We start from the raw sequence: 23,646 nt of genomic DNA, 5'->3' as shown, positions 1-23,646 counted from the left end.
ATGAGCGATAAGGTCCGCATCATCGAAATGGGGCCGCGTGACGGCCTCCAGAACGAGAAGACGGCGGTCAGTGTCGAGGCCCGGATCGCCTTCATCGAGGCGCTGGTCGCGGCCGGCCTCAATACAGTCGAGGTCGGCGCCTTCGTCTCGCCCAAGGCGATCCCGCAGATGGCGAGCTCGGACGCCGTGCTGCGCGGCGTTAGCCATTTGACCAGTGCCGAATTCCACGTGCTAGTGCCGAACGAGAAGGGCTATGACGCCGCGTGCGCGGCCGGCGCAAAGATCGTCTCGGTGTTCGCCGCGGCCTCCGAGGGCTTTTCGCGGGCCAACATCAATTGCACGGTCGCGGAGTCCATCGAACGGTTTAAGCCGGTGCTGGCGCGCGCCAGGGACGATGGTGTCAAGGTCCGCGGCTATATCTCCTGCGTGCTGGGCTGTCCGTTCGACGGTGAGATCCAGCCGAAAGCGGTCGCCGATCTCGCCACCACGCTGTGGGAGCTCGGCTGCTACGAGATCTCGCTCGGCGACACGATCGGTGTCGGTACGCCTGCCAAAGCCAAAGAGATGCTGCGGGCGGTCAGCGCCAACATCCCTCCCGCCAATCTCGCGATGCATTTTCACGACACCTACGGCCAGGCGCTCGCCAATCTCTATGCGGGGCTGGAGGAAGGCGTCCGCGTCATCGACGCCGCCGCCGGCGGCCTCGGCGGCTGCCCCTACGCGCCGGGCGCGACCGGCAACGTCGCGACCGAGGACGTCGTCTATATGCTCGGTGGCATGGGGATTAGGACGGGTGTCGATATGGACCGGTTGCTGGCGGCAACCAACGAGATGAGCGGCGTGCTGGGCAAGCCGCCGGTGAGCCGCGTGGCCTCCGCACTGAACGCGAAGAGGAAGCGCGCCAGCTCCTAGTTCTCCGTTATTGCGAGCGCAGCGAAGCAATGATGGTGGACGCAGCTACCTGCTCCCGTCCGGCCCCATCACCAGGTCCGGCAGTGCGGTCGAGATGCCCGGCACGAAGCAGAGCAGCAGCACCGCGAGCATCATCAAAAGCACGAACGGCAGCGTGCCCCAGATCACCTCGCGCAGGGGAATATCCGGCGCGACGTTGCGGATGACGAAGATGTTGAGGCCGACGGGTGGATGGATCAGTCCCATCTCCATCACGATGGTCATGACGACGCCGAACCAGATGATGTCGAAATTGGCGGCGCGGAGCGGCGGCAGGATGATTGGCGCGGTCATGAGAATAATCGAGACCGGCGGCAGGAAGAAACCGAGCACGACGACCATGACGAGGATCGCGAACAAGAGGCCCCAGCGGGGCAAATGCATCGCGACGACGGATTCGGCGGCCGATTGCGAGATGTGCAGATAGCTCATCACGTAGGAATAGAGCAGCGACATGCCGATGATCATCATCAGCATGGTCGATTCCCGGATCGTCGATTTCAGGATCGGGGCAAGGTCGCTCGGCCGCCACACGCTGTAGATCGCCGCGATCAATGCCAGCGCCAAGAGGCCGCCGAGGCCGGCAGTCTCTGATGGCGTGGCGTAACCGCCATAGAGGGCGATCATGACGCCGGTGAGCAGCAGCACGAACGGGATCACGCGCGGCAGTACGCTGAAGCGTTCCGCGAGCGTGTACTCGTCGCGGGCGAGGATCGCAGCTTCCGGGCCGCCGTTCTTGTAGATCGCTTCGGCCGCGGCGTATTCCTGGCGGAAGCGAATCACGGCGTAAACGCCGAACAGCGAGACCAGCAGCAGGCCGGGCCCGATACCGGCGAGGAACAGCCGTCCTAGCGATTTTTCGGCGGCGACCGCAAACAGGATCATGGTGATCGACGGCGGCAACAGAATGCCGAGCGTGCCGCCGGCGGCGATGATCCCCGCGGCAAAGCCGCCGGAATAGCCGCGCTTGCGCATCTCGGGGATGCCGGCCGAGCCGATTGCCGAGCAGGTCGCGGGCGAGGAGCCCGCCATCGCCGCAAACAGCGCGCAGGCGAACACATTGGCGACGCCGAGCCCGCCGGGGACGCGGTGCAGCCAAGCGTGCAGGGCCGAGTAGAGATCCTGGCCGGCGCGCGACTTGCCGATCGCGGCGCCCTTCAGGATGAAGAGCGGGATCGACAGCAGCGTGATCGAGGCCATTTCCTCGTAGACATTCTGCGTCACCGTGTCGAGAGAGGCGGCGGGCATGTAGATGCCCATGAACACGACTGCGACCGCGCCGAGCGCGAACGCGATCGGCATGCCCGAAAACATCACGACAAGCGTCGCGATCCCGTAGGCGAGGCCGATACCGAAAACGCTCATGAACGCCTGGCTCCAGCGAAAGGCAGCGCAAGCTGCACGAGGATCTGGACGCAGAGCAGACTCATGCCGAACGCCATTAGCGAATAGGGGATGGCCAGCGGCGGCGACCACATCGAGTTCGAGACCTGGCCATCGACATAGGCTTCATGCGCCAGTGTCCAGGACTTCCAGGCGAAGAAAGCGCAGAACAGAAGCGTCACGGCATCGACCAGCCAGAGCCTGATCCGGTTCGCCAGTGGTGAGAGCAGGCCGACGAAGGCCTCGATGCCGATGTGACCGCGGTTCTGCTGCACGTAGGCGGCCGTCATGAAGGTCGCGCCGACCAGCAGGAACACCGCGGCCTCGTCCTGCCAGTAATTGGCAGCCTTGAACAAGGCGCGGCTGAGCACGCTGTAGCTCAGGATGGCGCAGGCGGCGATCAGCGCAATCGCGGCGAACACGACGATGATGTTGTTGAGGATGGCGAGACCGCGATCGATCGCTGCCGCAAGGCCGGTCCTTGCGGCAGCGTTTACCTGGCCGTCACGATCCGGAAGCGGACCGTGGCTCATGCGGCGACGTCGGTCGCGAGCTTGAGCAGGTTGGCAGATGTCGCGGTCTTGGCGCCGTAGTCCTTCCATGCGGTGTCGCGGGCGATGTCACGCCACTTGCCGACGGTCGCGGCATCGAGCGCCGAGACCTTGGCGCCGGCCTTCTCGTAGACCTTGGCGACCTCGACATCGTCGTCCTGCGCGCCCTTGCGGCCGAAGGCTTCGAGCTCGGTGCCGACCGCGAGCAGGATGTCCTGCTGGTTCTTCGGCAGCTTGTCGAAGATCGCCTTCGACATCATCAGCGGCTCGAGCATGAACCAATAGGACGCGCCTGCGCCCGAGGTCAGCGATTTCGCGACCTCCTCAAGCCGGAACGAGATCAGGCTGGTCGAGGAGGTGATGCCGGCATCACACGCCCCCGTCTGCATCGCTGCGTAGATTTCGTTCGAGGGCACCGACAGCACGGATGCGCCGGCAGTCTGCAGCACCATGTCCATCTCGCGCGAGCCGCCGCGCACCTTGAGACCCTTGGCATCTTCGGGGGCCACGATCGGCTTGGAGCGGCTGGCGACGCCGCCGGCCTGCCACACCCAGCTGAGCAGGATGATGCCCTTGTCGGCGAGGAAGTCGGTCAAGGCCTTGCCGACCGGCTCCTTCTTCCAGCGCATGCCCTGGTCGTAGGTGGTGACGAGGCCCGGCATCAGGCCGATATTGGTTTCCGGCAATTCGCCGCCGGCATAGGGCATCGGATAGAGGCTGATGTCGAGCGCGCCCTTGCGCATCGCGGAGAACTGCGCGTTGGTCTTGATCAGCGAGGAGTTCGGATAGATCTCGGCGGCGATGTCGCCGTTGCTGCGCTTGCTGACTTCGGCGGCGAACACGCGACAGAGCCGGTCGCGGAAATCGCCCTTGTCGACGGTGCCGCCCGGGAATTGATGCGAGATCTTCAGCGTGGTCGCGGCATGCGCGGTGCCGGTGCTGAAACGGAGAATGGCGGGTGCGGCGACGGCGGTCGCGATCAGGTGGCGGCGCGTGAACATGGCGTGATTCCCTTGGACGGTTCTTGGAAGGTTCTTGTTTGCTTTGCCGTGATTTTGGGCCGGTCTTGGAGACCGCGCTGAGGCCCATCCTAGCCGGTCTTTCAGACAATGTTCTCTAGTCTGATAGTTCGAGACCGAATGCCGCGGCAAGCGTCGGTGATGCTGCATTGCACACTCCCGATCTCCTACATCCGCAGAACCTAGGATGGGCTCGCGGAAATTTATCGGCGGCCGCGTAACAACGCCCCGTGGCAATCCGTCGAGATCAGATAGCGGCGTCCGTCGCTGACCAACATCCATCTCGAAGGGAAGACCAGTCATGACCATTCGTACCCGCATCGCGCTCGGCGTTTCGGCGGCCGTTCTCTCGCTCGGCCTCGCGCTGTCGCCTGCCGCCTTTGCCCAGGACAAGATGGGCAAGGATGACGGCATGATGAAAAAGGACACGATGTCCAAGGACGGCATGAAGAAGGACACCATGTCCAAGGACGACGGCATGAAGAAGGACACGATGTCGAAGGACGGGATGAAGAAAGACGACGGGATGATGAAGAAGCACTGATCTTCCAACGTCGAGGAGGCGCTTGCGACAGGCAGACGCGCGCCAAAAATCCGGGGGCGGTCACGTAGACCGCCCCCAGAGCATTTGTTTCAGTCCAAATTCAATTGAACGTGACTTGCGCGCGTTAGACTTGCAAACGTTACTTGCGCTTCGCCTTGCGGGCGGCGTAGCGGGCGTCCCGCTTGGCTTTTTGCTCGGCCTCGGCTTCGGCCGCCTTCGCGACGGCTTCTTCGGCCTCGCGGGCGATCCGCGCGGCCTCGAGCGCGGCAGCTTCTTCTTGAAGGCGCTTCTGCTCGGCCTTTTCCGTGTCGCGCGCAGCCTTTGCTTCGGCGCGCTTGGCCGCAAGGGCCTCGCGCTCCGCACGCTTCGCCACAACCGCGGGATCATCCGGCCCCGGCTGCGACTTGAATTTGTTCAAAAGGTTCTTGCGTGCTTCCTGTGCCGCCTTTTGCCGGTCGGAGAAGCCTGGTTCCCTAAATCCACTCATCGGCGAACCTTGTCATCCTCGCTTTCGATCCTACATCACTGCCTGTTGGTACGTCGGCTGGGCATAGCGGGCGCCGCGCGACGCAGATGCGTGTACATCGGCGCGCGCCGTGATGCCACCTATAATCGCAGCCGATCAGGTAGACGAAAATCGCCGCCCCCGACGATCTCTCGTAGCCCGGAAAAACTGCCTAATTGTGATGTCCCTCATAAGGGGGCACCAGGGCGGTGCCTAGCGTCCGCCTGGTATGAGACGCGGAGCACGGGTATGACGATCTCACGACTGAGCCTGAAGGCGCTCGCAATCGCGGTCGTGGTGGCAACCCTGGCCGGTGCCACGCTGCTGCTCGCCCGTCCGCAGCCGATCGAAAGTGCCGTCCTGGGCACAGATTGGGAATGCACCCAGACCGCGTTTGTGCTTACGACCTGCGCTCCGCGCGTCCAGCAGGCGATCCCGGCGGCCGAAACCTCCCGCAAGGAAGCGATCCGGCCGACCCGAGGCTAACCGGGAGAAGCTGGACGGGATGTGACGCCACGCCGCAGAGGTGATAAAGCCCGCTCGCCCCCGTGATCGGTCAGCCATGTCCAAGCCCGAAGCCAGTTCCGAAGCCAACTCCGAACCTAAGCCCGAACCGGGCGCGAAGCCGAAATCCACTCCAAAACCTCAATCCGGTGACAACCGCCGCGGCGCCATCGCTGGCTTGATCATCGCGATCCTGATCCTCGGCGTCGGCTGGTGGCTCGCCCGCGATCTCACCTCCGCGAGCAAGATGCAGGACTGCCTGATGTCCGGGCGAAGCAACTGCAATGTGATCGAGCCGGCCCGCTAGAGGCATGCCAGAGCGACCCGCGCGGACGAAAAAATGTCGTGATCTTAATCATTTGTAACGGGACTTAGCCGACCAAAGCAGGTCAGTCATGTCAGCCGGCATCAGCTCAGCGCGAGCCGAATCGTCTATCGCGCCAGGCATCACGGCGGTTGACGGCAATCGAAAGAGTAGGGGGCAAGCACGCATGAGTGTGTCCAGTCGCATCAAGATCATCATTCCCTTGGTTTCGGCGATGTCATTGCTCGCCGTCCCGGCGCAGGCTCAGGACGCCAGACCGCCGAGAGACGCCGCCCAGCCATCGGCCGGGCCAGGCGCCGGCGCGCCGCCGCAGAACATGCGAAAGGGGCCGCCGCCGCAGCAGGCTGCCCGGCCGGCGCCACAGGCCGGCGTCCAGCCCTACGCCGGCGGTCTTGGTCATGCTGGTCCGGGTCCAAATCCTGCTCTCGCGAGTCCAGGTCCTGGCCCTCGCAATGCCGGCGGTCCGCCGCCCGGACGCAATTACGCCAGGGGTCCCGCACCGGCGCGCGACTGGGGCGGACACACCTATCGCGGCCATCTCGCCTGGGATGGCGGACGCTGGCGCCACGAAGTCCACAACGGCCGCTCTGGCTGGTGGTGGGATGTGGGCGGCGCGCGGTATTATTATCCGCAGCGGATGGACGGGCCTCCGGCCTATATCTCGGAGGATTATTACGACGACGTCCCCGTGGCCTATGCTCCGCCCGTCGCCTACGAACCGCCGCCGCCGCCGCCAGCGGCCGATCCCGGCGCGAGCGCGCTTGGCGGCGCTATCGTCGGCGGCGTGCTGGGCGGCCTGATCTCGGGCAACGCCTCGGGTGCGGCCGCAGGCGCTGTGATCGGCGGTGCCACCGGCGCGATCGCCGGCGCGACGGCTGCTTCGCGCCCCGGCTACTATCTGGCCCAAGGCAACTGCTACTACCGCTATCCGAGCGGCCAGTACGTGCAGGCTGATCCACGGGCTTGTTACTGAGCACGCCAGGCGAGGGCTGAAGCGAAGAGGCGGCGAAAAGCCGCCTCTTTTCGTTTTGGCGCTGGCCCTCAGCTGGCCGGGAATTGATTCAAGGGGATCGCCCCGCGCGTCAGGACACTACCCAGTTGAAGAACGCGATCGCGGCCCAGACCAGGCCTGCGATCCAGGCCAGCATCACGATGCCGATGGTCGCAAGATAAGCGATGCCGAGCGGGTCGGATCTTTCGCCTCGCGCCGGGACGGGAATTTCGGCTGCGGCTTCTTGCGTCATGACGGGAATATCTCCCAAGCCTTCTCGCTCTCTGGGAGCGCTGAGGACTGTTTAGCGGAGGCGCCGTGCGCCGGCTGTGACGCACTTCACAGATCGGTACGCATCAAGCCCCCAATCGGGGCGGGTCGTTCGACAGATGCGTGAATTGGATTGCGTCGCAAATCCGCGAGGACGGCATTACCCCGCAATCATACGGACGAAATTGCCACGCGCTTGTCCAGATCGTCCGGCTAGAATTGGCTTCATGTGTACCAAGTACGATCCACAGCATGAAGCCGAGACGGCGATGAAGCGCGCCGTGGCGGCCGAAGGTCCTGACCGGCAACGTCTCATCGAGCTGGCCCTGGCCTGGCATCAACTCGCCCGCGACCGGCGCGAAGAGCGGACGGACTGAGCTCTCTCTTTACGAGAGAACTGGTATTCACAGAAAAACCCCGTGCTCGGGGGACAAGCACGGGGTTCTCGAGAGCCGATCGGGGCTGGCAAATCGGCACCACTGGATTTCGAACGCGCCGATCGCAAGTTCGTTCCGCGCCCCCTTCAATTCATTTCGCGCGAGAACGCCGCCATCGGCGCCTATGCTCGTGACACTCGACGCCTGACGCGAGCCGCCGAAACGCTACGTTAAGACTCGTTCGGACGACGATTTTCCGATCGCGATTCGTTTCGGGGAACGAAGCGGAGCAGGATCGTGAACAAACAAAAAGTCCCCGAAGGGCTGCACTGTGTCAGGCAGCTTCCGACTTCGGCACCGCGTCGGCATTGACCGAAAGCTTGACGACATCGCCTTCGACGGCACCGACATATTTCGTGTCGATGTAATGATGATGGTCCTTGTGACCTTCCGGGTTGTCCTTCCGCGTCAGCTTGATACGGTTGCCCTCGACGCGGTCGACGGTGCCGACATGTGCGCCGTCCTTGCCGACGATCTTCATGTGCTCTCTGATCTCGCTCATGATGTTCTCCTTGTGCCGTGTCAACGGCGAGGACCGGTCTTCGTTGCAAGGATAGGCGGGCCCGGCTGTTGGAGCCAATGCGCTCGCCGGACGTTGAATGGCAGTCGCAATTGCCAAGATCCGCATCAAGACGCTCATCAAGATCCGCATGGAGACCTCCGAAGCCTATCTCGATCGAAAGCACAGGGAAATCGGGCTGCTGAACGATTGCCTGAGGAGCCCGCTGCATTTGGCTCGGCCGCAATCGGTCGACGAGGTTGTGGTCTCCAAGTTTCAGCTCGCCGCCGCACTACGCGCGGAACATGCGCTGCAGGACTGGAGAGCGACGGAGACGGCCTGGTCGCATGCGGCGTCTCCCAGCAGCGGTCCGTTCGTGTTCAGCTACGACTATCAGCGCGCGGACCTCAAGGTGAGTGGTCCCTCGTTCTATGAACTCGAGCGGGGCTGCAGGAGCGATGCGATCTATACCGCCTCCGGCATGGCCGCGATCTCCGCGCTGCTGCTCGCGTCCGCACGGATCATCGGCAAAGCAGACGTCGTGGTGCTGCCGGGCACTTACGGCGAGACACTGGAGCTGATCGAGAGCCTCGTCCCCCATTTGCGGCTTGTCATCGCCAGCCTCCCGCTGGGCGAAGCGTTCGCTGCGGCAGCCTTGCCACGCTTGCTCCTGCTCGATTCATGCGCCCCTGCCCGGGCGTTCGAGGCAGCTCTGCGTTGTGACGGTTCGGGGCTCGATCTGTTGATTTTCGACACGACATGTTTCGCCGGCAGATCGGCGCGCATCCGGCGTGTCTTGAGATGGGCCGCGCGATGGGACATTCCCGTCGTGTTGGTGCGAAGCCACAACAAGCTGGATTCGCTCGGGGTGGAATACGGCCGGCTCGGCTCTGCCGTGTTCGTGCATTGGAGCCGGAAGGACCTCAAGGCGGGCCAGCTGCTGTCCGAAAGCCTGGCGGCGGAAACCCGCAATGCCGTCCGGCTTCTCGGTGGCGCGGCGTTGCCGGCGCACTTCCCGCCATTCGTGGGCTCTGTGGCCTATTGGGCCCTGACGAAAACGCGCGTCGCTGCGATTCTGCGCAACGGTCGCCACGCGGCGCGATATTTCGCCGCCGAGCTCGCTTCGCTCTCGGCCGAGCTGCATTTCACCCACGGCCTCTATGTCACGCTTCGCGGCAGGCGCGCCCTCGATGAGGCGACCGCGCGGCAGGCCGCCGAGGACATGAGCCGCGACCTGAGCGGCAAAGGCTTCCCCATTCGCCACGCCGGCAGTTTTGGTTTCGATTTCGCGGCGACCGAGTGGTTTCACGACGCGACGACGGATCGGTACAGCGTCCGGGTGGCGGTGCCGGATTTGCCGACTGAGTTGTGGAAGGATCTAGCAGCGGCGATTGCCGGGTGGTGGGCGCGACATCAAGGCGACACTGAAGGGTGAGTGCGGTGCAAGGCCATGACAGAGCGACCGAAAGCGTTTCCTTACAGGGAATGCACGTGGCATGTTTCAGACGAACAGTCCCGGCAATGGCTTACGGTGCTTGAAAAGACGGGTGCAGCCAACGTCCGAGCGCGCCTTGCCCAGACCGTCGCGGCATCCGCAGGAGCGATCGCGATCGGAACCGCGCCCGTCATGACGATCGGGTTCGCCCAGGAATGGCTGAACTGGAAAGATAATCAAAAATCCGAGGCGGATATCGAACGGCACGAGCGGCAGATCTGGTGGACTCGGACCGCGGCAATCGCCGCATCGGTCGCCGCCTTGAGCGCACTGCTCGGCTGGATTTGGACGATCTTCATCCGGGGGAATAACGGCCTATAACAAACATGATTGTTACGTTGCGCATACATCCGCCAGACGAGAGGGGCGACAAACTGCGCTGTTTCAATCGATCGCCAGGCATTCTTCCACGGCCGGCTTCTGGTGGCCGCGACGCGCCCACGCTTGAACGGCGAAGGCGAGTTGGTGCTGACTCGCTGCCGCGTCCGCGATGGTGGCCCGGGCCGTCGCGATCGGCTTTGTGACCACACCGGAGTTCACGACTCCCGCGTCAACTGCCAAAAACGATATTGCTACAACCGCCACCGCCGACGCGATCGCCATTCTTGTCAAGTCGGATAGTGGCATCGAAGTCCTTATCGGGCGCACGTCGCCCGGCGAATAGATAGGGCTCGTTTGCCCGGATCAAAGGCCGGAGCGAGGCGGCCCACGCGTTCGTGAAGGACGGATTCTGCAGGTGCGCGCCGTAGATCTGGCTCACGATGAACGGATGAGACCGAAATTGGCGATCCCGGCAGGAATCGAACCTGCAACCCTCAGAGTAGAAATCTGATGCTCTATCCAGTTGAGCTACGGGACCGTCTTGAGCCGCCCTGGTTGGGGGCCGCTGTTCATCTACTATGCCATTATGAAAAATATCGTCTTTCGCCAAGCCTGAACCGAACCGTTTTCGTCGAAGCCGCGACAAAGCGGAACGGTGGGGTGTCAGGGTGCCGGGTTGAGCGGCAGCAGACTGGACGATGGATCACATCGCCGGGAACGCTGATCAGCTTCCGGGACACGGCCGCCGGACGACTGGTCGGATATTGCTGCGCCATCAGGACGGCGTGCGCGGCGGTAGCTTGATCGGTCTCCTCTGGGCGTGCCTTGTCATGGCGAATGCGACGGTTTGCACCTTTGGTTCCATCGCCTTGAGTCCGTCACCTTTCCGCGCATTTCATGCGACAAGCGGCGTTCGTCCGCGATTTCCGGGAGTCCATCCATGATCGGTCTTGTTCGCGCCGTCACACTCTGCGCCACGCTGGCGTTCGGCCTTAGCGTCGCGCAGGCCGCCGACAAAGCCTTCAAGCGGGACGACCTCGCCGATTCCGCGATCAAGCTGGAGGCGCAGATCAAGGGCGAGGCGGGGCCGGTCGCCAAGACCGGCGCGAGCTTGCGCACCGACGCCGATGTTGCCTTCCGGCGCAACGACTATCGCACCGGCCTGTCGGTGCTCGGCCAGATCGCGGCGACCACGCCGGAGGACGCCGGCAACTGGTTGCGGCTGGCAAAGGTCATCTTCCAGATATCGCCGAAGAGCTCGAGCGAGCAGACGTTCCTGCTGGAGCGCGCCTCGACCGCCGCCTACATCGCCTACCAGCGCGCCGGGAATGCGGGCGAGGAGGCCGACGCGCTCGCGGTGCTCGGCAAGTCTCTTTCCGAACGCAAGCTGTGGCGGCCGGCGCTGGATGCTCTGCGGCTGTCGCTCGACATGCGCGAGGTCGCCGACGTCCGCGGCCAATATGAGAAGATGCGCGACGAGCACGGTTTTCGGCTGCTCGACTACACCGTGGACTCGGACTCCGCCAGTCCGCGCGCCTGCTTCCAGTTCTCGGAGGAGTTGGCAAAACGCACCGATTTCGCGCCGTACCTCGCGCTGGCCGGCCAGGACAAGCCGGCCCTGTCGGCCGAGGCCAAGCAGCTCTGCGTCGACGGGCTGAAGCATGGCGAGCGCTACAACATCAATTTGCGCGCCGGCCTGCCGTCCACCGTGAAGGAAGGCCTTCCGAAATCGGCCGAGTTCAACGTCTATGTGCGCGACCGCAAGCCCTTCGTGCGCTTCACCAGCCGCGCCTATGTGCTGCCGAGGACGGGCCAGCGCGGCATTCCCGTCGTCAGCGTCAACACGCCAGCCGTCAACATCAACGTGTTCCGGATCGGCGACCGCAATTTGATCAACACGGTGGTCGACAGCGATTTCCAGAAGACCCTGTCGAAATACCAGCTCAGCGATCTCGGCGGCGAGCGCGGCGTGAAAGTCTGGACCGGCGAGCTTGCCACCGCGATGACGCTCAACCAGGACGTCACCACGGCATTCCCGGTCGACCAGGCGCTTGGTGAACTCCAGCCCGGCGTCTATGTGATGACGGCCGCGGCCAAGGGGCCGGGCTCGGACGACGACTATCAGCTCGCCACCCAATGGTTCATCGTCTCCGATCTCGGCGTCACGGCCTATTCCGGCAATGACGGCATCCATGTCTTCGTGAATTCGCTGGCCTCGACCGATCCGGTCGGCAAAGCCGAGGTGCGGCTGGTCGCGCGCAACAACGAGATCCTGGCCACCCGCAAGACCGATGAGAGCGGCCATGTGCTGTTCGAGGCGGGGCTTGCGCGCGGCGAGGGCGGCCTGTCGCCGGCGATGCTCACCGTGACCGGCGAGAAGGCCGACTATGCCTTCCTCAGCCTCAAGTCCTCCGCCTTCGACCTGTCGGACCGCGGCGTTTCGGGCAGGGCCGTGCCTGCGGGCGCCGACGCTTTCGTCTATGCCGAGCGCGGCGTCTACCGCTCCAGCGAGACCGTCTATCTCACCGCGCTGTTGCGCGACGGGCAGGGCAACGCCGTCACCGGCGGGCCGATGACCCTGGTGATCGAGCGTCCTGATGGCGTCGAATTCCGCCGCGCCGTGCTGTCCGACCAGGGCGCGGGCGGGCGCACCTTGTCGGTGCCGCTCAACTCGGCCGTCCCGACCGGGACCTGGCGGGTGCGCGCCTTCACCGATCCGAAGGGCTCTTCGGTCGGCGAGACCACTTTCATGGTCGAGGACTACGTCCCCGATCGGATCGAATTCGACTTGTCTGCCAAGGACAAGCTGATCAAAGCTAACGCTCCAGTGGAGCTTAAGGCGGACGGTCATTTCCTCTATGGCGCGCCGGCCTCGGGGCTAGCGCTCGAAGGCGACATGCTGGTCGCGCCCGCGTCCGAGCGGCCGGGCTTCGCCGGCTACCAGTTCGGCGTCGCCGACGAGGAGACCACCTCGAACGAGCGCACGCCGCTGGAGAACCTGCCGGAAGCCGACGCCAACGGCGTTGCGACCTTCCCGGTCACGCTCGACAAGCAGCCGGCCTCGACGCGGCCGCAGGAGGCGCAGATCTTCGTCCGCATGGTCGAGACCGGCGGCCGCGCCGTCGAGCGCAAGATCGTGCTGCCGGTCGCGCCTGCTGCCGCGATGATCGGCATCAAGCCGCTATTCGGCGACAAGAACGTCGCCGAGGGCGACAAGGCCGAGTTCGATGTTGTGTTCGTCTCGCCCGAGGGTGAGAGGCTTCGCCGCGACGGCCTGCGCTACGAGCTCCTGAAGATGGAGTCGCGCTACCAATGGTATCGCCAGAGCAATTACTGGGAGTACGAGCCGGTCAAATCGACCTCGCGCGTCTCCGACGGCGACGTGACAGTTGCCGCGGACAAGCCGTCGCGGATTTCGCTGACCCCACAGCCCGGCCGCTACCGGTTGGACGTGAAGTCGAACGACGCCGACGGGCCCGTGACCTCGGTACAGTTCGACGTCGGCTGGTATTCCGACGGCAGCGCCGACACGCCGGACCTCCTGGAGACCTCGATCGACAAGCCGCAATACGCCTCGGGCGACACGATGACCGTGTCGGTCAACGTCCGCAGCGCCGGCAAACTGACGGTCAACGTGCTCGGCGATCGCCTGCTGACGACGCAGACCATCGACGTCAAGGAAGGCACCGCCCAGGTGAAGCTCCCGGTCGGCAAGGACTGGGGCACCGGCGCCTATGTTGTGGCAACGCTGCGCCGTCCGCTCGATGCGGCCGCGAAACGCATGCCGGGCCGGGCGATCGGACTCAAATGGTTCGGTATCGACAAGCAGACCCGTACATTGCAGGTGAAGCTGACGCCGCCGGCTCTGATCCGGCCGAATGGGCTGCTGAAGATCCCCGTCAAGCTCGACGGGCTCAATCCGGGCGAGGACGCCAAGATCGTGATCGCCGCGGTCGACGTCGGCATCCTCAACCTCACTAATTACAAGCCGCCGGCGCCAGACGACTATTATCTCGGCCAGCGCCGCCTGAGCGCGGAGATCCGCGATCTCTATGGGCAACTCATCGACGGCATGTCGGGCACGCGCGGGCAGATCAAGTCCGGCGGCGACGCCGGTGCCGCCGAGCTCCAGGGCTCGCCGCCCGCGCAAAAGCCGCTCGCGCTCTATTCGGGCATCGTCACCGTTGCCGCCGACGGCACGGCCGAAGTGAGCTTCGACGTTCCGGAGTTCGCCGGCACCGCGCGCGTGATGGCGGTGGCGTGGACCGCGACCAAGCTCGGTCGCGCCAACACGGACGTGGTGATCCGCGACCCTGTCGTGCTGACCACGACCTTGCCGCGCTTCCTGCTCAACGGCGACCACGGCACGGTCAATCTCGAGATCGACAATGTCGAGGGGCAGGCCGGCGATTACGTCATCAACGTGAAGACCGGCGGGCCAGTGAGAATGACCGGCAATCCCGCGACGACGGTCAAGCTTGCCGCCAAGCAGCGGAATTCGTTCACGCTCGCCATCGACGCGACGGCGGCGGGGCAGGCGACACTCGACGTCGACATCAAGGGGCCGAATGGCCTGGCGCTGGCGCGCCATTATGCGCTCGACGTCAAGGCGGCGACGCAAGTGCTGGCGCGGCGCTCGATCCGGACGCTGGCGAAGGGTGAGAGCCTGACGTTGACCTCGGATATGTTCGCCGATCTCGTGCCGGGCACCGGTAGCGTCTCGGTCTCGGCCAGCCTGTCCACTGCGCTCGATGCGGCGACGATCCTCAAAGCACTTGACCGCTATCCCTATGGCTGCTCGGAGCAGATCACCAGCCGCGCCATGCCGTTGCTCTATGTCAACGAGCTCGCGGCCGGTGCGCACCTGGCCATGGACACCGAGGTCGACCAGCGCATCCGCGACGCCATCGAGCGGCTGCTGGCCCGCCAGGGCTCGAACGGCTCGTTCGGGCTGTGGTCGGCAGGCGGTGACGATTCCTGGCTGGACGCGTATGTGACGGACTTCCTGACTCGCGCCCGCGAAAAGGGCTTTGTGGTGCCGGATGTGCTGTTCAAGACCGCGCTCGACCGCATCCGCAACTCGGTCGTCAACGGCAACGAGCCGGAGAAGGACGGCGGCCGCGATCTCGCCTACGGCCTCTATGTGCTGGCGCGCAACGGCGCGGCGCCGATCGGCGACCTCCGCTATCTCGCCGACACCAAGCTGAGCAACCTCGCCACTCCCATCGCGAAATCGCAGCTCGCCGCGGCGCTCGCGCTGGTCGGTGACCGCAACCGCGCGGAGCGGGTCTATGGCGCAGCCCTCGACAGTCTCGCCCCAAAGCCGGTGCTGGAGTTCGGCCGCACCGACTACGGCTCGCAGCTCCGCGATGCCGCAGCGCTGGTGTCGCTTGCCAGTGAAGGCAACGCGCCGAAGGCAACGCTGACGCAGGCGGTGTCGCGGGTCGAGACTGCGCGCGGGCTGACGCCCTACACCTCCACGCAGGAAAATGCGTGGCTGGTGCTGGCGGCGCGCGCGCTCGCCAAGGAGAACCTGTCGATGGAGGTGGACGGCCAGCCGGTCAAGACCGCGCTGTACCGCAGCTACAAGGCCGCCACTCTGGAAGGCAAGCCGCTGAAGATCACCAACACCGGAGACGCGCCGGTGCAGGCGGTGGTCTCGGTGTCGGGGTCGCCGGTGACGCCTGAGCCCGCGGCATCGAACGGCTTCAAGATCGAGCGCAGTTTCTTCACGCTCGACGGCAAGCCCGCCGATATCAGCAAGGTCAAGCAGAACGACCGCTTCGCCGTGGTGCTGAAGATCACCGAGGCCAAGCCCGAATACGGCCACATCATGGTGTCCGACTATCTGCCGGCCGGCCTGGAAATCGACAATCCAAAACTGGTGTCGTCGGGCGACAGCGGCACGCTGGGCTGGATCGAGGATGGCGAAGAGCCCGAAGATACCGAGTTCCGCGACGATCGTTTCACGGCTGCCGTCGATCGGGCCTCGGATTCCAAGGCGGTCTTCACGGTGGCCTACGTCGTGCGTGTGGTCTCACCCGGCAAATACGTGCTGCCGCAGGCCTATGTCGAGGACATGTACAATCCCTCGCGCTACGGCCGTACCGGGACCGGCACGGTCGAGGTGCGGGCGGCGAAGTGAGTGGTGATGGGATGAGCGACAAGGAGCCACATGCTCCGCCGTCATGCCCGGGCTTGTCCCGGGCATCCACGGACTTTGGTGCGAGAGGCAAGAACGTGGATGGCCGGGACAAGCCCGGCCATGACGGAGCAAGGGGCAGGGGCCCGCGTGTCCTCTCCGCGCTGGCATTCTCGCTCATCCTCACCATCGTCGGCGTCGTCGCGTGGGTTTACTCCCTCGGTCCGCTGCCTTTCGACGACGCCCGCCAGGTTTCCACCACCATCGTCGATCGGAATGGCAAGCTGCTGCGCGCCTATGCGATGGCGGATGGACGCTGGCGACTGCCGGTCGAGACAAAAACGAACGTCGATCCGACCTATCTGAAGCTGCTGCTCGCCTACGAGGACCAGCGCTTTTACGCACATGACGGCATCGACCCGGTGGCGCTGGGGCGCGCTGCGTTTCAGCTTGCGACGCGCGGCCACATCGTCTCGGGCGGCTCGACCATCTCGATGCAGCTCGCGCGGCTGATGGAGCCTCGGCGGCAGCGCTCGCTCCATGCAAAGCTGCGGCAGATCGTGCGTGCGATCGAGATCGAGCGCAGCTTGAGCAAGGAGCAGATCCTCGACCTCTATCTGGCGCTCGCGCCTTACGGCGGCAATCTCGAGGGCATTCGCGCTGCCTCGATCGCCTATCTCGGCAAGGAGCCGAAGCGGTTGTCGCTGGCTGAAGCCGCGTTGCTGGTCGCGCTGCCTCAATCGCCGGAGACCCGCAGGCTCGATCGCTATCCCGATGCGGCGCGCAAAGCGCGTGACCGCGTGCTCGACCGCATGGTCGAGGAGCAACAGATCAGCCTCGACGATGCGAAGCAGGCGAAAGCCGTTCCTGTGCCGAAACTGCGCAAGCCGATGCCGATCCTGGCGCCGCACGCCTCCGATGCGGCGCTTGCGACGGTCAAGGACGCGCCAGTCATCAAGCTGACGCTCGATGCCACCCTCCAGAAGGTGCTGGAGCCGCTAGCGCGCGATCGTGCCATTGCGTTGGGGCCGAACATCTCGGTCGGCATCATCGTCGTCGACAATGAGAGCGGCGACGTGCTCGCGCGCGTCGGCTCGGCCGATTATTTCGACGAGCGCCGGGCAGGGCAGGTCGACATGACCCGCGCCATCCGCTCGCCGGGCTCGACGCTGAAACCCTTCATCTACGGGCTGGCCTTCGAGGACGGTTTTGTTCATCCGGACAGTCTGATCGACGATCGGCCCGTGCGCTTCGGCTCCTACGCGCCGGAAAATTTCGACATGACGTTTCAGGGCACGGTGCCGGTGAAGAAGGCGCTGCAGCTGTCGTTAAACGTGCCCGCGATCGTGCTGCTCGACCGCGTCGGCGCGAGCCGGCTGGCCTCGCGGCTGCGTCAGGCCGGTGGCAATCTGGTTCTGCCCAAAGACGAGGCGCCGGGACTTGCCATGGGCCTTGGCGGCGTCGGCGTGACGCTGCAGGACCTCGCCCGGCTCTATGCGGGCTTCGCCCGGCTCGGCACCACCAAGCCGCTGCGCGAGATCATGAGCGACGGGGACGAGCGCGAGCCGCTGCGGCTGCTCGATCAGGTCGCGGCCTGGCAAGTGGGCAATGTGCTGCTCGGTACCCCGCCGCCGGAGAACGCGGCTCATAACCGCATCGCTTTCAAGACCGGCACCTCCTACGGCTACCGCGATGCCTGGTCGATGGGCTTCGACGGGCGCATGACCATCGGGGTCTGGGTTGGCCGGCCCGATGGCGCGCCGGTTCCGGGCCTGATCGGTCGGGTTGCCGCCGCGCCGATCCTGTTCGACGCCTTCGCCCGCACCGGCAAGACGCTCCTGCCGTTGCCGAAGCCGCCGAAAGGAACTCTCGTGGCCAGCAACGCCAAGCTGCCATTGCCCTTGAGGCGGTTCCGCCCGGTCGGGGATCTGGTGCGGACCGGGGGCGAGCAGGCCCTGCACATCCAGTTTCCGCTGAACGGCTCGCGGATCGACGTCGATCGCTCAGGTGGCGAGGGCGGCGCAGCCATGCCGGTCAAGGTCGCCGGCGGCGTTCTGCCCATGACCGTCATGGTTAACGGAACGGCGCAGGGCGAGATCGACGGACGGCGCCAGCGGCTGATCGATCCGCCCGGTCCGGGCTTTGCGCGGCTGACCGTCATCGATGCCACGGGCGCCGCGGACACAGTTGTCATTCGAATTCAGTGACCCTGCCTCAAGCGGTTGTGGCGATGGCGGTTTCAGCGTAAGCGGAACCGATGGCCGAGACCTATCCAACACCCCGTTTTGGAGCTCCCCGCGAGCCGAAATCCCCGGTGAATCCGGGCAGCCGGCTCGTGTCCATGTTCGACATCGCCACGGCCAGCCACGTCCGCGCGGTCGCCTTCCTGCTGCTGTGCGCGCTGCTGCTATTCCTGCCGGGCTTCTTTACGATTCCGCCGGTTGATCGCGACGAGGCGCGCTTTGCGCAGGCCACCAAGCAGATGGTCGAGAGCGGCGATTATGTCGACATCCGCTTCCAGGAAGACGTCCGCTACAAGAAGCCCGTCGGCATCTACTGGCTGCAATCGGCCGCGGTCGAGACGGCATCGGCGCTCGGTCTGCCGCGGGCCGAATTGCGCATCTGGGTCTATCGGCTTCCCTCGCTGATCGGCGCGATAGGCGCCGTGCTCATGACCTATTGGACGGCGCTCGGCTTCGTCACGCGGCGCGCCGCGGTGCTTGCAGCACTTCTGATGTGCGCCTCCGTGCTGCTCGGCGTCGAGGCGCGGCTTGCGAAGACCGACGCCATGCTGCTGTTCTGCGTGGTCGCCGCGATGGGCGCGATGGCACGGGCGTATCTGTCGTGGCAGCGCGCCGAGGACGAGACCCATCCGCCCTGGAGCTGGCCCGCGATCTTCTGGACGGCTCTCGCTGTCGGCATCCTGATCAAGGGCCCGCTGATCCTGATGTTCGCAGGCCTGACCATCATCGCGCTCGCGATCCAGGACCGCGATGCCTCCTGGCTGTGGAAGCTGCGCCCGCTCTGGGGCCTGATGTGGATGCTGGTGCTGGTGCTGCCCTGGTTCGTCGCGATCTTCTGGCGCGCGGGCGATGCCTTCTTCGCCGATTCCGTCGGCGGCGACATGTTGAGCAAGTTGGGCGCGCAGGAATCCCACGGCGCGCCGCCCGGACTGTATCTGGTGCTGTTCTGGATCACGTTCTGGCCCGGCGCGCCGCTCGCGGCGATGGCCGCGCCCGCGGTCTGGCGCGCGCGGCGCGAGCCCGGCGCGCAATTCCTGCTGGCCTGGCTGGTCCCGTCCTGGATCGTGTTCGAGGTGGTGCTGACCAAGCTGCCCCATTACGTGCTGCCGCTGTATCCTGCGATCGCGATCCTCACCGCGGGCGCGCTCGAGCGGCGGGTGCTGTCGTGGTCCTGGCTGATGCGCGGCTCGGCATGGTGGTTCGCAATCCCCGTGGGCGGCTCGATCATCGCGGTCGTCGGCGCGGTGATGCTGACGCGGCAGCCTGCTTTCGTGGCATGGCCGTTCATCGCGGCCTCGCTGATCTTTGGCCTGTTCGCCTGGTGGCTTCACGACAACAATCACGCCGAGCGCTCGCTGCTCAACGCGCTGGTCGCAGCCCTGATGCTCGCGCTAACGGTCTACGGCATCGTGCTGCCGTCGCTGACGCCGCTGTTTCCGAGCATCGAGATCGCACGCGCCCTTCGCAACGTCACCTGCGTGGGCCCGAAGGCGGCCGCGGCCGGCTATCACGAGCCGAGCCTGGTCTTTCTGACGGGTACGCAGACGCTGCTCACCGACGGTTCGGGTGCGGCGGATTTCCTGCGGCAGGGGAGCTGCCGTTTCGCGCTGATCGAGCAGCGTTCGGAGCGCGGCTTCGTGCAGCGCGCCGAGGCGATCGGGCTGCGCTACAAGGTTGGCACCCGCATCGACGGCTACAATTTCTCGCAAGGGCGCGCGATCTCGATCTCGATCTTCCGCTCGGAAGGCACCGAGTAGGATGTCGGCACCAACCGACATCTCGCCGCGCGCGAGCTATCCCGCACAATTGCTCACGCTCTCGGGGCGCGCCCTGGCACAGCTCGTGCGCACGCCCTCGCATTCGCGCCGCGCCGAGGCCGCGCGAAAGCTGGCGCGGCATTCGCTTTGGCTGAGTGCTGCAGGTGCAGCCCTGGTCATCGCGCTGATGGTCGTGTTCGACCTGACCGAGATCCAGCTGATGCCGCCGCGTGGCACGCCAGGCCTGTGGCCGATCCGCATCCTCACCGATTTCGGCAAGGACGAGTATGTGCTCTCGGTGCTCGGGGGTGTGCTGGTGGTGCTGGTGCTGGTTGCGGCGGGATTGCACGGCACAAGCCGCGCATTGCTGCTCGGCCTCGGCACGCGGCTGCAGTTCGTGTTTCTGTCTGTTGCCGTGCCGATATTCGTCGCCGAGATCCTGAAATATCTCATCGGCCGCGGACGTCCGTTTGTCGGCGGCAAGGCCAATCCCTTCAACTTCATCCCGTTCGAGGGGACCGGGGCCTATGCCAGCTTGCCGTCGGGGCATGCAGTGACGGCGTTCGCCCTGGCGTTTGCGGTCTCGGCGCTGTGGCCGCGCCTGCGCGTGTTCATGTTCACTTACGCGATCGTGATCCTGCTGACGCGACTGGTGCTGCTTGCGCACCACCCGAGTGACGTGGTGGCCGGCGCCCTGGTCGGCATGGTCGGCGCGATGGCGGTGCGCTACTGGTTCGCGGCCCGCAGGCTCGGCTTTGCCATCCGTGCCGACGGGACCATTGTGCCTCTTGCGGGGGCAGTCTCAGGCCGCCTCAAAAGGGTTGCCCACGGGGCATCCGCCCCATAAAAGCGGCTGCCTGCCGGGACCGCCGGTTCCCGAGCCAAGCCAATTCCAACCACGAGCTTCGATTTGTCGTCCCAGCCTTCGGTTTTCCAGCCCTCGGTTTCCATCGTCGTTCCCGTGCGCAACGAAGCCGACAACATCGTGCCGCTGATCGAGGAGATCGGCGCGGCGCTCGACGGCCGCTGGGCCTATGAGATCATCTACGTCAATGACGGTTCGACGGACGCGACCGGCGAACGGCTTGGCGCGGTCATGAAGCAGCGGGACAATCTGCGCCAGCTGCGCCATGCCAGATCAGGCGGCCAATCCGCGGCCGTGCGCAGCGGGGTGCGTGCGGCACGCGGCGCGATCGTGGCGACGCTCGACGGCGACGGCCAGAACAATCCGGCCTTCCTGCCGGACCTGATTTCGGCTGTCGAGAACGGAAGCAAGGTCGGACTTGCGGCTGGACAACGCGTCGGCCGCAAGGATACCGGCTTCAAGAAATTCCAGTCACGTGTCGCCAACGGCGTCCGCAACGCGATCCTGAAGGACGGTACGCGCGACACCGGCTGCGGCCTGAAGGCGTTCCGGCGCGAGGTGTTCCTGATGATGCCCTATTTCGACGGGCTGCACCGCTTCCTGCCGGCGCTGGTGCGCCGCGAGGGTTACGAGATCGCCTATGTCGACGTGATCGACCGTCCGCGCCGCTCCGGCGTGTCAAACTACGGTTTCTTCGACCGGCTGTGGATCGGGATCATGGATCTCGTGGGCGTCTGGTGGCTGATCCGCCGCAAGAAGCCGACGCCGGATGTGACTGAGGTGACGGCATGATCATCCAATACGGTCAGGCGCTGAGCAATTATTTCTACGATGTCTTCGTGGCCAAGTTCGACTTCTGGCTCGCGTTCGGCCTCGTCGCGCAGCTGTTCTTCACGGCACGCTTCCTGGTGCAGTGGATCGCGAGCGAGCGCGCCGGCAACAGCGTGGTGCCGATGGCGTTCTGGTTCTGCTCGATGGGCGGCGGGCTGATGACGCTGGTCTATGGCGTCGTCAAGCGCGAGCCTGTCATCATCCTCGGCCAGGCGCTCGCGACCATCATCTATATCCGTAACATCATGTTGATTGTGAAGAACCGCGGCCGCGCGTCAAAGACGCTGGAGCGCTGATCCAGGCTAGCGCGGCAACGCGGACGCCGCGCCCGGCGCGGGCAGGGCGGCGGTCTCCGCTTCGTGCCTGCGATGGGGCTCCCCGGCCGCGTCGAGCACGGGATAGGCGACCGAGCAGATATGCGAGTGGATGCGGCGCAGGTCCCGCAGCACGTCGAGATGCAGCGACGTGGTTTCGATTGTCTCGGGGCGGCCCTCGCGCAGGCGGTCGAGGTGGCGCTCGACGGCGGCAAGCTCGGTATTGCGCAGCGCAGTCTTCTCCACCAGCAGCTTGCGCGCCTCGTTGGCGTCGCCCGACATGAAGACGCCGAAGGCGATGCGCAGCGAATCCATCGTGCGCTTGTGGAAGGCGGCGAGCTCCTCGGCGCCCTCGGGCGAGAACTGGAAGCGACGCTTGATCTTCTTGGTCGCGAGCTCGCTCAGGCTCTTGTCGATGATATCGCCGATATGTTCCAGATTGATGGCGAAGGAGATGATCTCCATCGCGCGCCGGCCCTCGCTCTCGTCGAGGCTGCCGCGCATGAGTTTAGTCACGTAGAGCTTGATGGCTTCGTCGAGGCCGTCGACGATGTTGTCCATCTTCGAGACCTGGTCGACCAGCGCACGGTCGCCGCTCATCATCGCCGCCATCACCTTGCGCAGCATGATCTCGACGAGATCGCCCATGCGCAGGGTTTCGCGGCCGGCATCGGCCAGCGCCAGCGACGGCGACTCCAGCGCGGTTTCGTCGAGATAGCGCGGCCGGGCCGGATCGGCCTCCTGAACACGATCGGGCAGGAGCCGGGTCAACAGGCGCGACACGGTATCGAGCAGGCCGATGAAGATGATGGCCGTGCCGACGTTGAAGGCGATATGAAACGCCGCCGTCATCCTGGCGAGATCGGGCTGCCAGGCGTGCATGTGCTCGGCGATCGGGCCCAGGAAGGGCAGGACCAAGGCGATCCCGATCACGCGGTTGACGAGATTGCCCACCGGCAGGCGATAACTGGCGGGATCGTCACGCTTGGCGCCTTCGAATACGGGATTGATGGCGCTGCCGAGATTGGCGCCAAGCACCAGTGCGAGCGCCGCGTAAGGCGAGATGAACTGCGAATAGGCGAGCGACATGATCAGCAGCACGCTGGCGACGCTCGAATGCACCGCCCAGGTGACGAGCGCCGCGATCACGATGCACAGAACGGGATCGCCCGTGATGGAGGACATCACGATGCGGACGCCCGGCGCGTTCTCGGCCGGCGCCAGCGTGTCGAGCAGGATGTGCAGCGACAGCAGCATCAGCCCGAGGCCGATCAAGACACGGCCAACGTCCTTGATCCGTGAGCGTGGACCCACGCGGAAGGCGACCAGTCCGAGCACGAACAGGACCGGCGCGACGGCGGCGATGTTGAACGACAGCACCTGCACGATCAACGTCGTGCCGACATTGGCGCCGAGCATGATGGCGAGCGCGGTGACCAGGCTGAGCAAGCCCTCGGCTGCGAACGAACTCGTGAGCAGCGCGGTCGCGGTGCTGCTCTGGAGCAGGGCAGTAAGGCCGAGACCGGCGGCGAACGCGTTGAAGCGGTTACCAAGCGCCTTGCCGAGGAGCCGTCGCAAGTCCGGGCCAAAGGCGCGCAGAATCCCGCTGTGGACCATGTGCAGGCCCCACAGCAACAGCGCCACGCCGCCCATCAGATCGAGCAGTACCAACGTTCCCATGCTCCGTGTCCGGATTGGA

General features: G+C 65.2%; 22 protein-coding genes and 1 tRNA gene. 14 read left to right on the top strand and 9 right to left on the bottom strand.

What is annotated here, in order from left to right; translation table 11 throughout:
* Positions 1–912: a hydroxymethylglutaryl-CoA lyase gene (locus IVB07_RS20175; protein ID WP_018457768.1), complete on the top strand. Its 912-nt coding sequence runs from the start codon at positions 1–3 to the stop codon at positions 910–912.
* Between the two features lie 45 nt (positions 913–957).
* On the opposite strand, the gene IVB07_RS20170 is transcribed toward IVB07_RS20175, so the two are convergent.
* Genes IVB07_RS20170 through dctP form a run of 3 tightly spaced genes read right to left on the bottom strand, consistent with a single transcriptional unit; the run spans position 958 to position 3,886 of the window.
* The gene (locus IVB07_RS20170; RefSeq protein ID WP_007591317.1) at positions 958–2,316 is read right to left on the bottom strand and encodes a TRAP transporter large permease; all 1,359 of its coding nucleotides are present in this window, start codon (positions 2,314–2,316) and stop codon (positions 958–960) included.
* The gene (locus IVB07_RS20165; protein ID WP_247296812.1) at positions 2,313–2,867 is read right to left on the bottom strand and encodes a TRAP transporter small permease; all 555 of its coding nucleotides are present in this window, start codon (positions 2,865–2,867) and stop codon (positions 2,313–2,315) included. Before IVB07_RS20165 ends, IVB07_RS20170 begins: the two co-directional genes overlap by 4 nt.
* Complete coding sequence (gene dctP / locus IVB07_RS20160) at positions 2,864–3,886, bottom strand: TRAP transporter substrate-binding protein DctP (RefSeq protein WP_247338018.1); 1,023 nt, start codon at positions 3,884–3,886, stop codon at positions 2,864–2,866. Before dctP ends, IVB07_RS20165 begins: the two co-directional genes overlap by 4 nt.
* A 319-nt stretch (positions 3,887–4,205) precedes the next feature.
* Here dctP and IVB07_RS20155 point away from each other — a divergent pair, with 319 nt between their 5' ends.
* Positions 4,206–4,448, top strand: a complete 243-nt coding sequence (locus IVB07_RS20155; RefSeq protein WP_007591301.1) for a pentapeptide MXKDX repeat protein — start codon at positions 4,206–4,208, stop codon at positions 4,446–4,448.
* Positions 4,449–4,587: 139 nt separating this feature from the next.
* Here IVB07_RS20155 and IVB07_RS20150 read toward each other — a convergent pair whose 3' ends face one another.
* The gene (locus tag IVB07_RS20150; RefSeq protein ID WP_018457771.1) at positions 4,588–4,935 is read right to left on the bottom strand and encodes a DUF6481 family protein; all 348 of its coding nucleotides are present in this window, start codon (positions 4,933–4,935) and stop codon (positions 4,588–4,590) included.
* 267 nt (positions 4,936–5,202) lie between these two features.
* Between IVB07_RS20150 and IVB07_RS20145 the strand changes: the two genes are divergently transcribed.
* From IVB07_RS20145 to IVB07_RS20135, 3 genes are all read left to right on the top strand, one after another.
* Entirely contained in the window at positions 5,203–5,439 is a 237-nt protein-coding gene (locus IVB07_RS20145; RefSeq protein ID WP_018457772.1) for a hypothetical protein, read from the top strand.
* 76 nt (positions 5,440–5,515) lie between these two features.
* Positions 5,516–5,764 (top strand): hypothetical protein, encoded by a 249-nt coding sequence (locus tag IVB07_RS20140; protein WP_018457773.1) that lies wholly within the window; start codon positions 5,516–5,518, stop codon positions 5,762–5,764.
* A 184-nt stretch (positions 5,765–5,948) separates the two neighbouring features.
* Positions 5,949–6,755, top strand: coding sequence for a hypothetical protein (locus IVB07_RS20135; RefSeq protein ID WP_247338017.1), 807 nt, complete (start codon positions 5,949–5,951; stop codon positions 6,753–6,755).
* A gap of 109 nt (positions 6,756–6,864) precedes the next feature.
* On the opposite strand, the gene IVB07_RS20130 is transcribed toward IVB07_RS20135, so the two are convergent.
* Positions 6,865–7,026: a hypothetical protein gene (locus IVB07_RS20130; RefSeq protein ID WP_018457775.1), complete on the bottom strand. Its 162-nt coding sequence runs from the start codon at positions 7,024–7,026 to the stop codon at positions 6,865–6,867.
* A 244-nt stretch (positions 7,027–7,270) separates the two neighbouring features.
* On the opposite strand from IVB07_RS20130, the gene IVB07_RS20125 reads away from it, so the two are divergent.
* Positions 7,271–7,420, top strand: a complete 150-nt coding sequence (locus IVB07_RS20125) for a hypothetical protein (RefSeq protein WP_018457776.1) — start codon at positions 7,271–7,273, stop codon at positions 7,418–7,420.
* A 334-nt stretch (positions 7,421–7,754) separates the two neighbouring features.
* Here the strand turns inward: IVB07_RS20125 and IVB07_RS20120 are convergent, their stop codons facing one another.
* A complete protein-coding gene (locus IVB07_RS20120; RefSeq protein WP_018457777.1) occupies positions 7,755–7,982 on the bottom strand; it encodes a DUF2171 domain-containing protein in 228 nt (75 codons plus the stop codon).
* Positions 7,983–8,130: 148 nt separating this feature from the next.
* Between IVB07_RS20120 and IVB07_RS20115 the strand changes: the two genes are divergently transcribed.
* Entirely contained in the window at positions 8,131–9,414 is a 1,284-nt protein-coding gene (locus tag IVB07_RS20115; protein WP_026233440.1) for a hypothetical protein, read from the top strand.
* A 15-nt stretch (positions 9,415–9,429) separates the two neighbouring features.
* The gene (locus tag IVB07_RS20110; protein WP_247338016.1) at positions 9,430–9,795 is read left to right on the top strand and encodes a hypothetical protein; all 366 of its coding nucleotides are present in this window, start codon (positions 9,430–9,432) and stop codon (positions 9,793–9,795) included.
* Between the two features lie 63 nt (positions 9,796–9,858).
* Here IVB07_RS20110 and IVB07_RS20105 read toward each other — a convergent pair whose 3' ends face one another.
* Together IVB07_RS20105 and IVB07_RS20100 are read right to left on the bottom strand one after the other, a co-directional pair.
* Complete coding sequence (locus IVB07_RS20105; protein ID WP_018457780.1) at positions 9,859–10,077, bottom strand: hypothetical protein; 219 nt, start codon at positions 10,075–10,077, stop codon at positions 9,859–9,861.
* A gap of 179 nt (positions 10,078–10,256) precedes the next feature.
* Positions 10,257–10,333: transfer RNA gene (locus tag IVB07_RS20100), tRNA-Arg, on the bottom strand.
* A gap of 402 nt (positions 10,334–10,735) precedes the next feature.
* Between IVB07_RS20100 and IVB07_RS20095 the strand changes: the two genes are divergently transcribed.
* The 6 genes from IVB07_RS20095 to IVB07_RS20070 all read left to right on the top strand — a co-directional run bounded on the left by IVB07_RS20095 (position 10,736) and on the right by IVB07_RS20070 (position 21,929).
* On the top strand, positions 10,736–15,940 hold the full coding sequence (locus tag IVB07_RS20095) for an alpha-2-macroglobulin (RefSeq protein WP_018457781.1): 5,205 nt from the start codon (positions 10,736–10,738) through the stop codon (positions 15,938–15,940).
* Positions 15,941–16,035: 95 nt separating this feature from the next.
* Positions 16,036–18,144 (top strand): penicillin-binding protein 1C, encoded by a 2,109-nt coding sequence (gene pbpC, locus IVB07_RS20090; protein ID WP_247766630.1) that lies wholly within the window; start codon positions 16,036–16,038, stop codon positions 18,142–18,144.
* Positions 18,145–18,194: 50 nt separating this feature from the next.
* Positions 18,195–19,937 (top strand): glycosyltransferase family 39 protein, encoded by a 1,743-nt coding sequence (locus tag IVB07_RS20085; RefSeq protein WP_026233442.1) that lies wholly within the window; start codon positions 18,195–18,197, stop codon positions 19,935–19,937.
* 1 nt (position 19,938) lies between these two features.
* Positions 19,939–20,784, top strand: coding sequence for a phosphatase PAP2 family protein (locus tag IVB07_RS20080; RefSeq protein WP_085385250.1), 846 nt, complete (start codon positions 19,939–19,941; stop codon positions 20,782–20,784).
* Positions 20,785–20,847: 63 nt separating this feature from the next.
* On the top strand, positions 20,848–21,594 hold the full coding sequence (locus IVB07_RS20075) for a glycosyltransferase family 2 protein (RefSeq protein WP_018457785.1): 747 nt from the start codon (positions 20,848–20,850) through the stop codon (positions 21,592–21,594).
* Positions 21,591–21,929, top strand: a complete 339-nt coding sequence (locus IVB07_RS20070) for a lipid-A-disaccharide synthase N-terminal domain-containing protein (protein ID WP_007591223.1) — start codon at positions 21,591–21,593, stop codon at positions 21,927–21,929. Before IVB07_RS20075 ends, IVB07_RS20070 begins: the two co-directional genes overlap by 4 nt.
* A gap of 6 nt (positions 21,930–21,935) precedes the next feature.
* Here the strand turns inward: IVB07_RS20070 and IVB07_RS20065 are convergent, their stop codons facing one another.
* A complete protein-coding gene (locus IVB07_RS20065; RefSeq protein ID WP_018457786.1) occupies positions 21,936–23,627 on the bottom strand; it encodes a Na/Pi cotransporter family protein in 1,692 nt (563 codons plus the stop codon).
* Positions 23,628–23,646: the final 19 nt, after the last annotated feature.

Source organism: Bradyrhizobium sp. 172, assembly GCF_023101065.1.
In the GTDB taxonomy this organism is placed as follows: Bacteria; Pseudomonadota; Alphaproteobacteria; order Rhizobiales; family Xanthobacteraceae; genus Bradyrhizobium; species Bradyrhizobium canariense_D.
The sequence above is the reverse complement of the archived record's forward strand: the minus strand, read 5'-3'. Positions and strand labels throughout refer to the sequence as shown.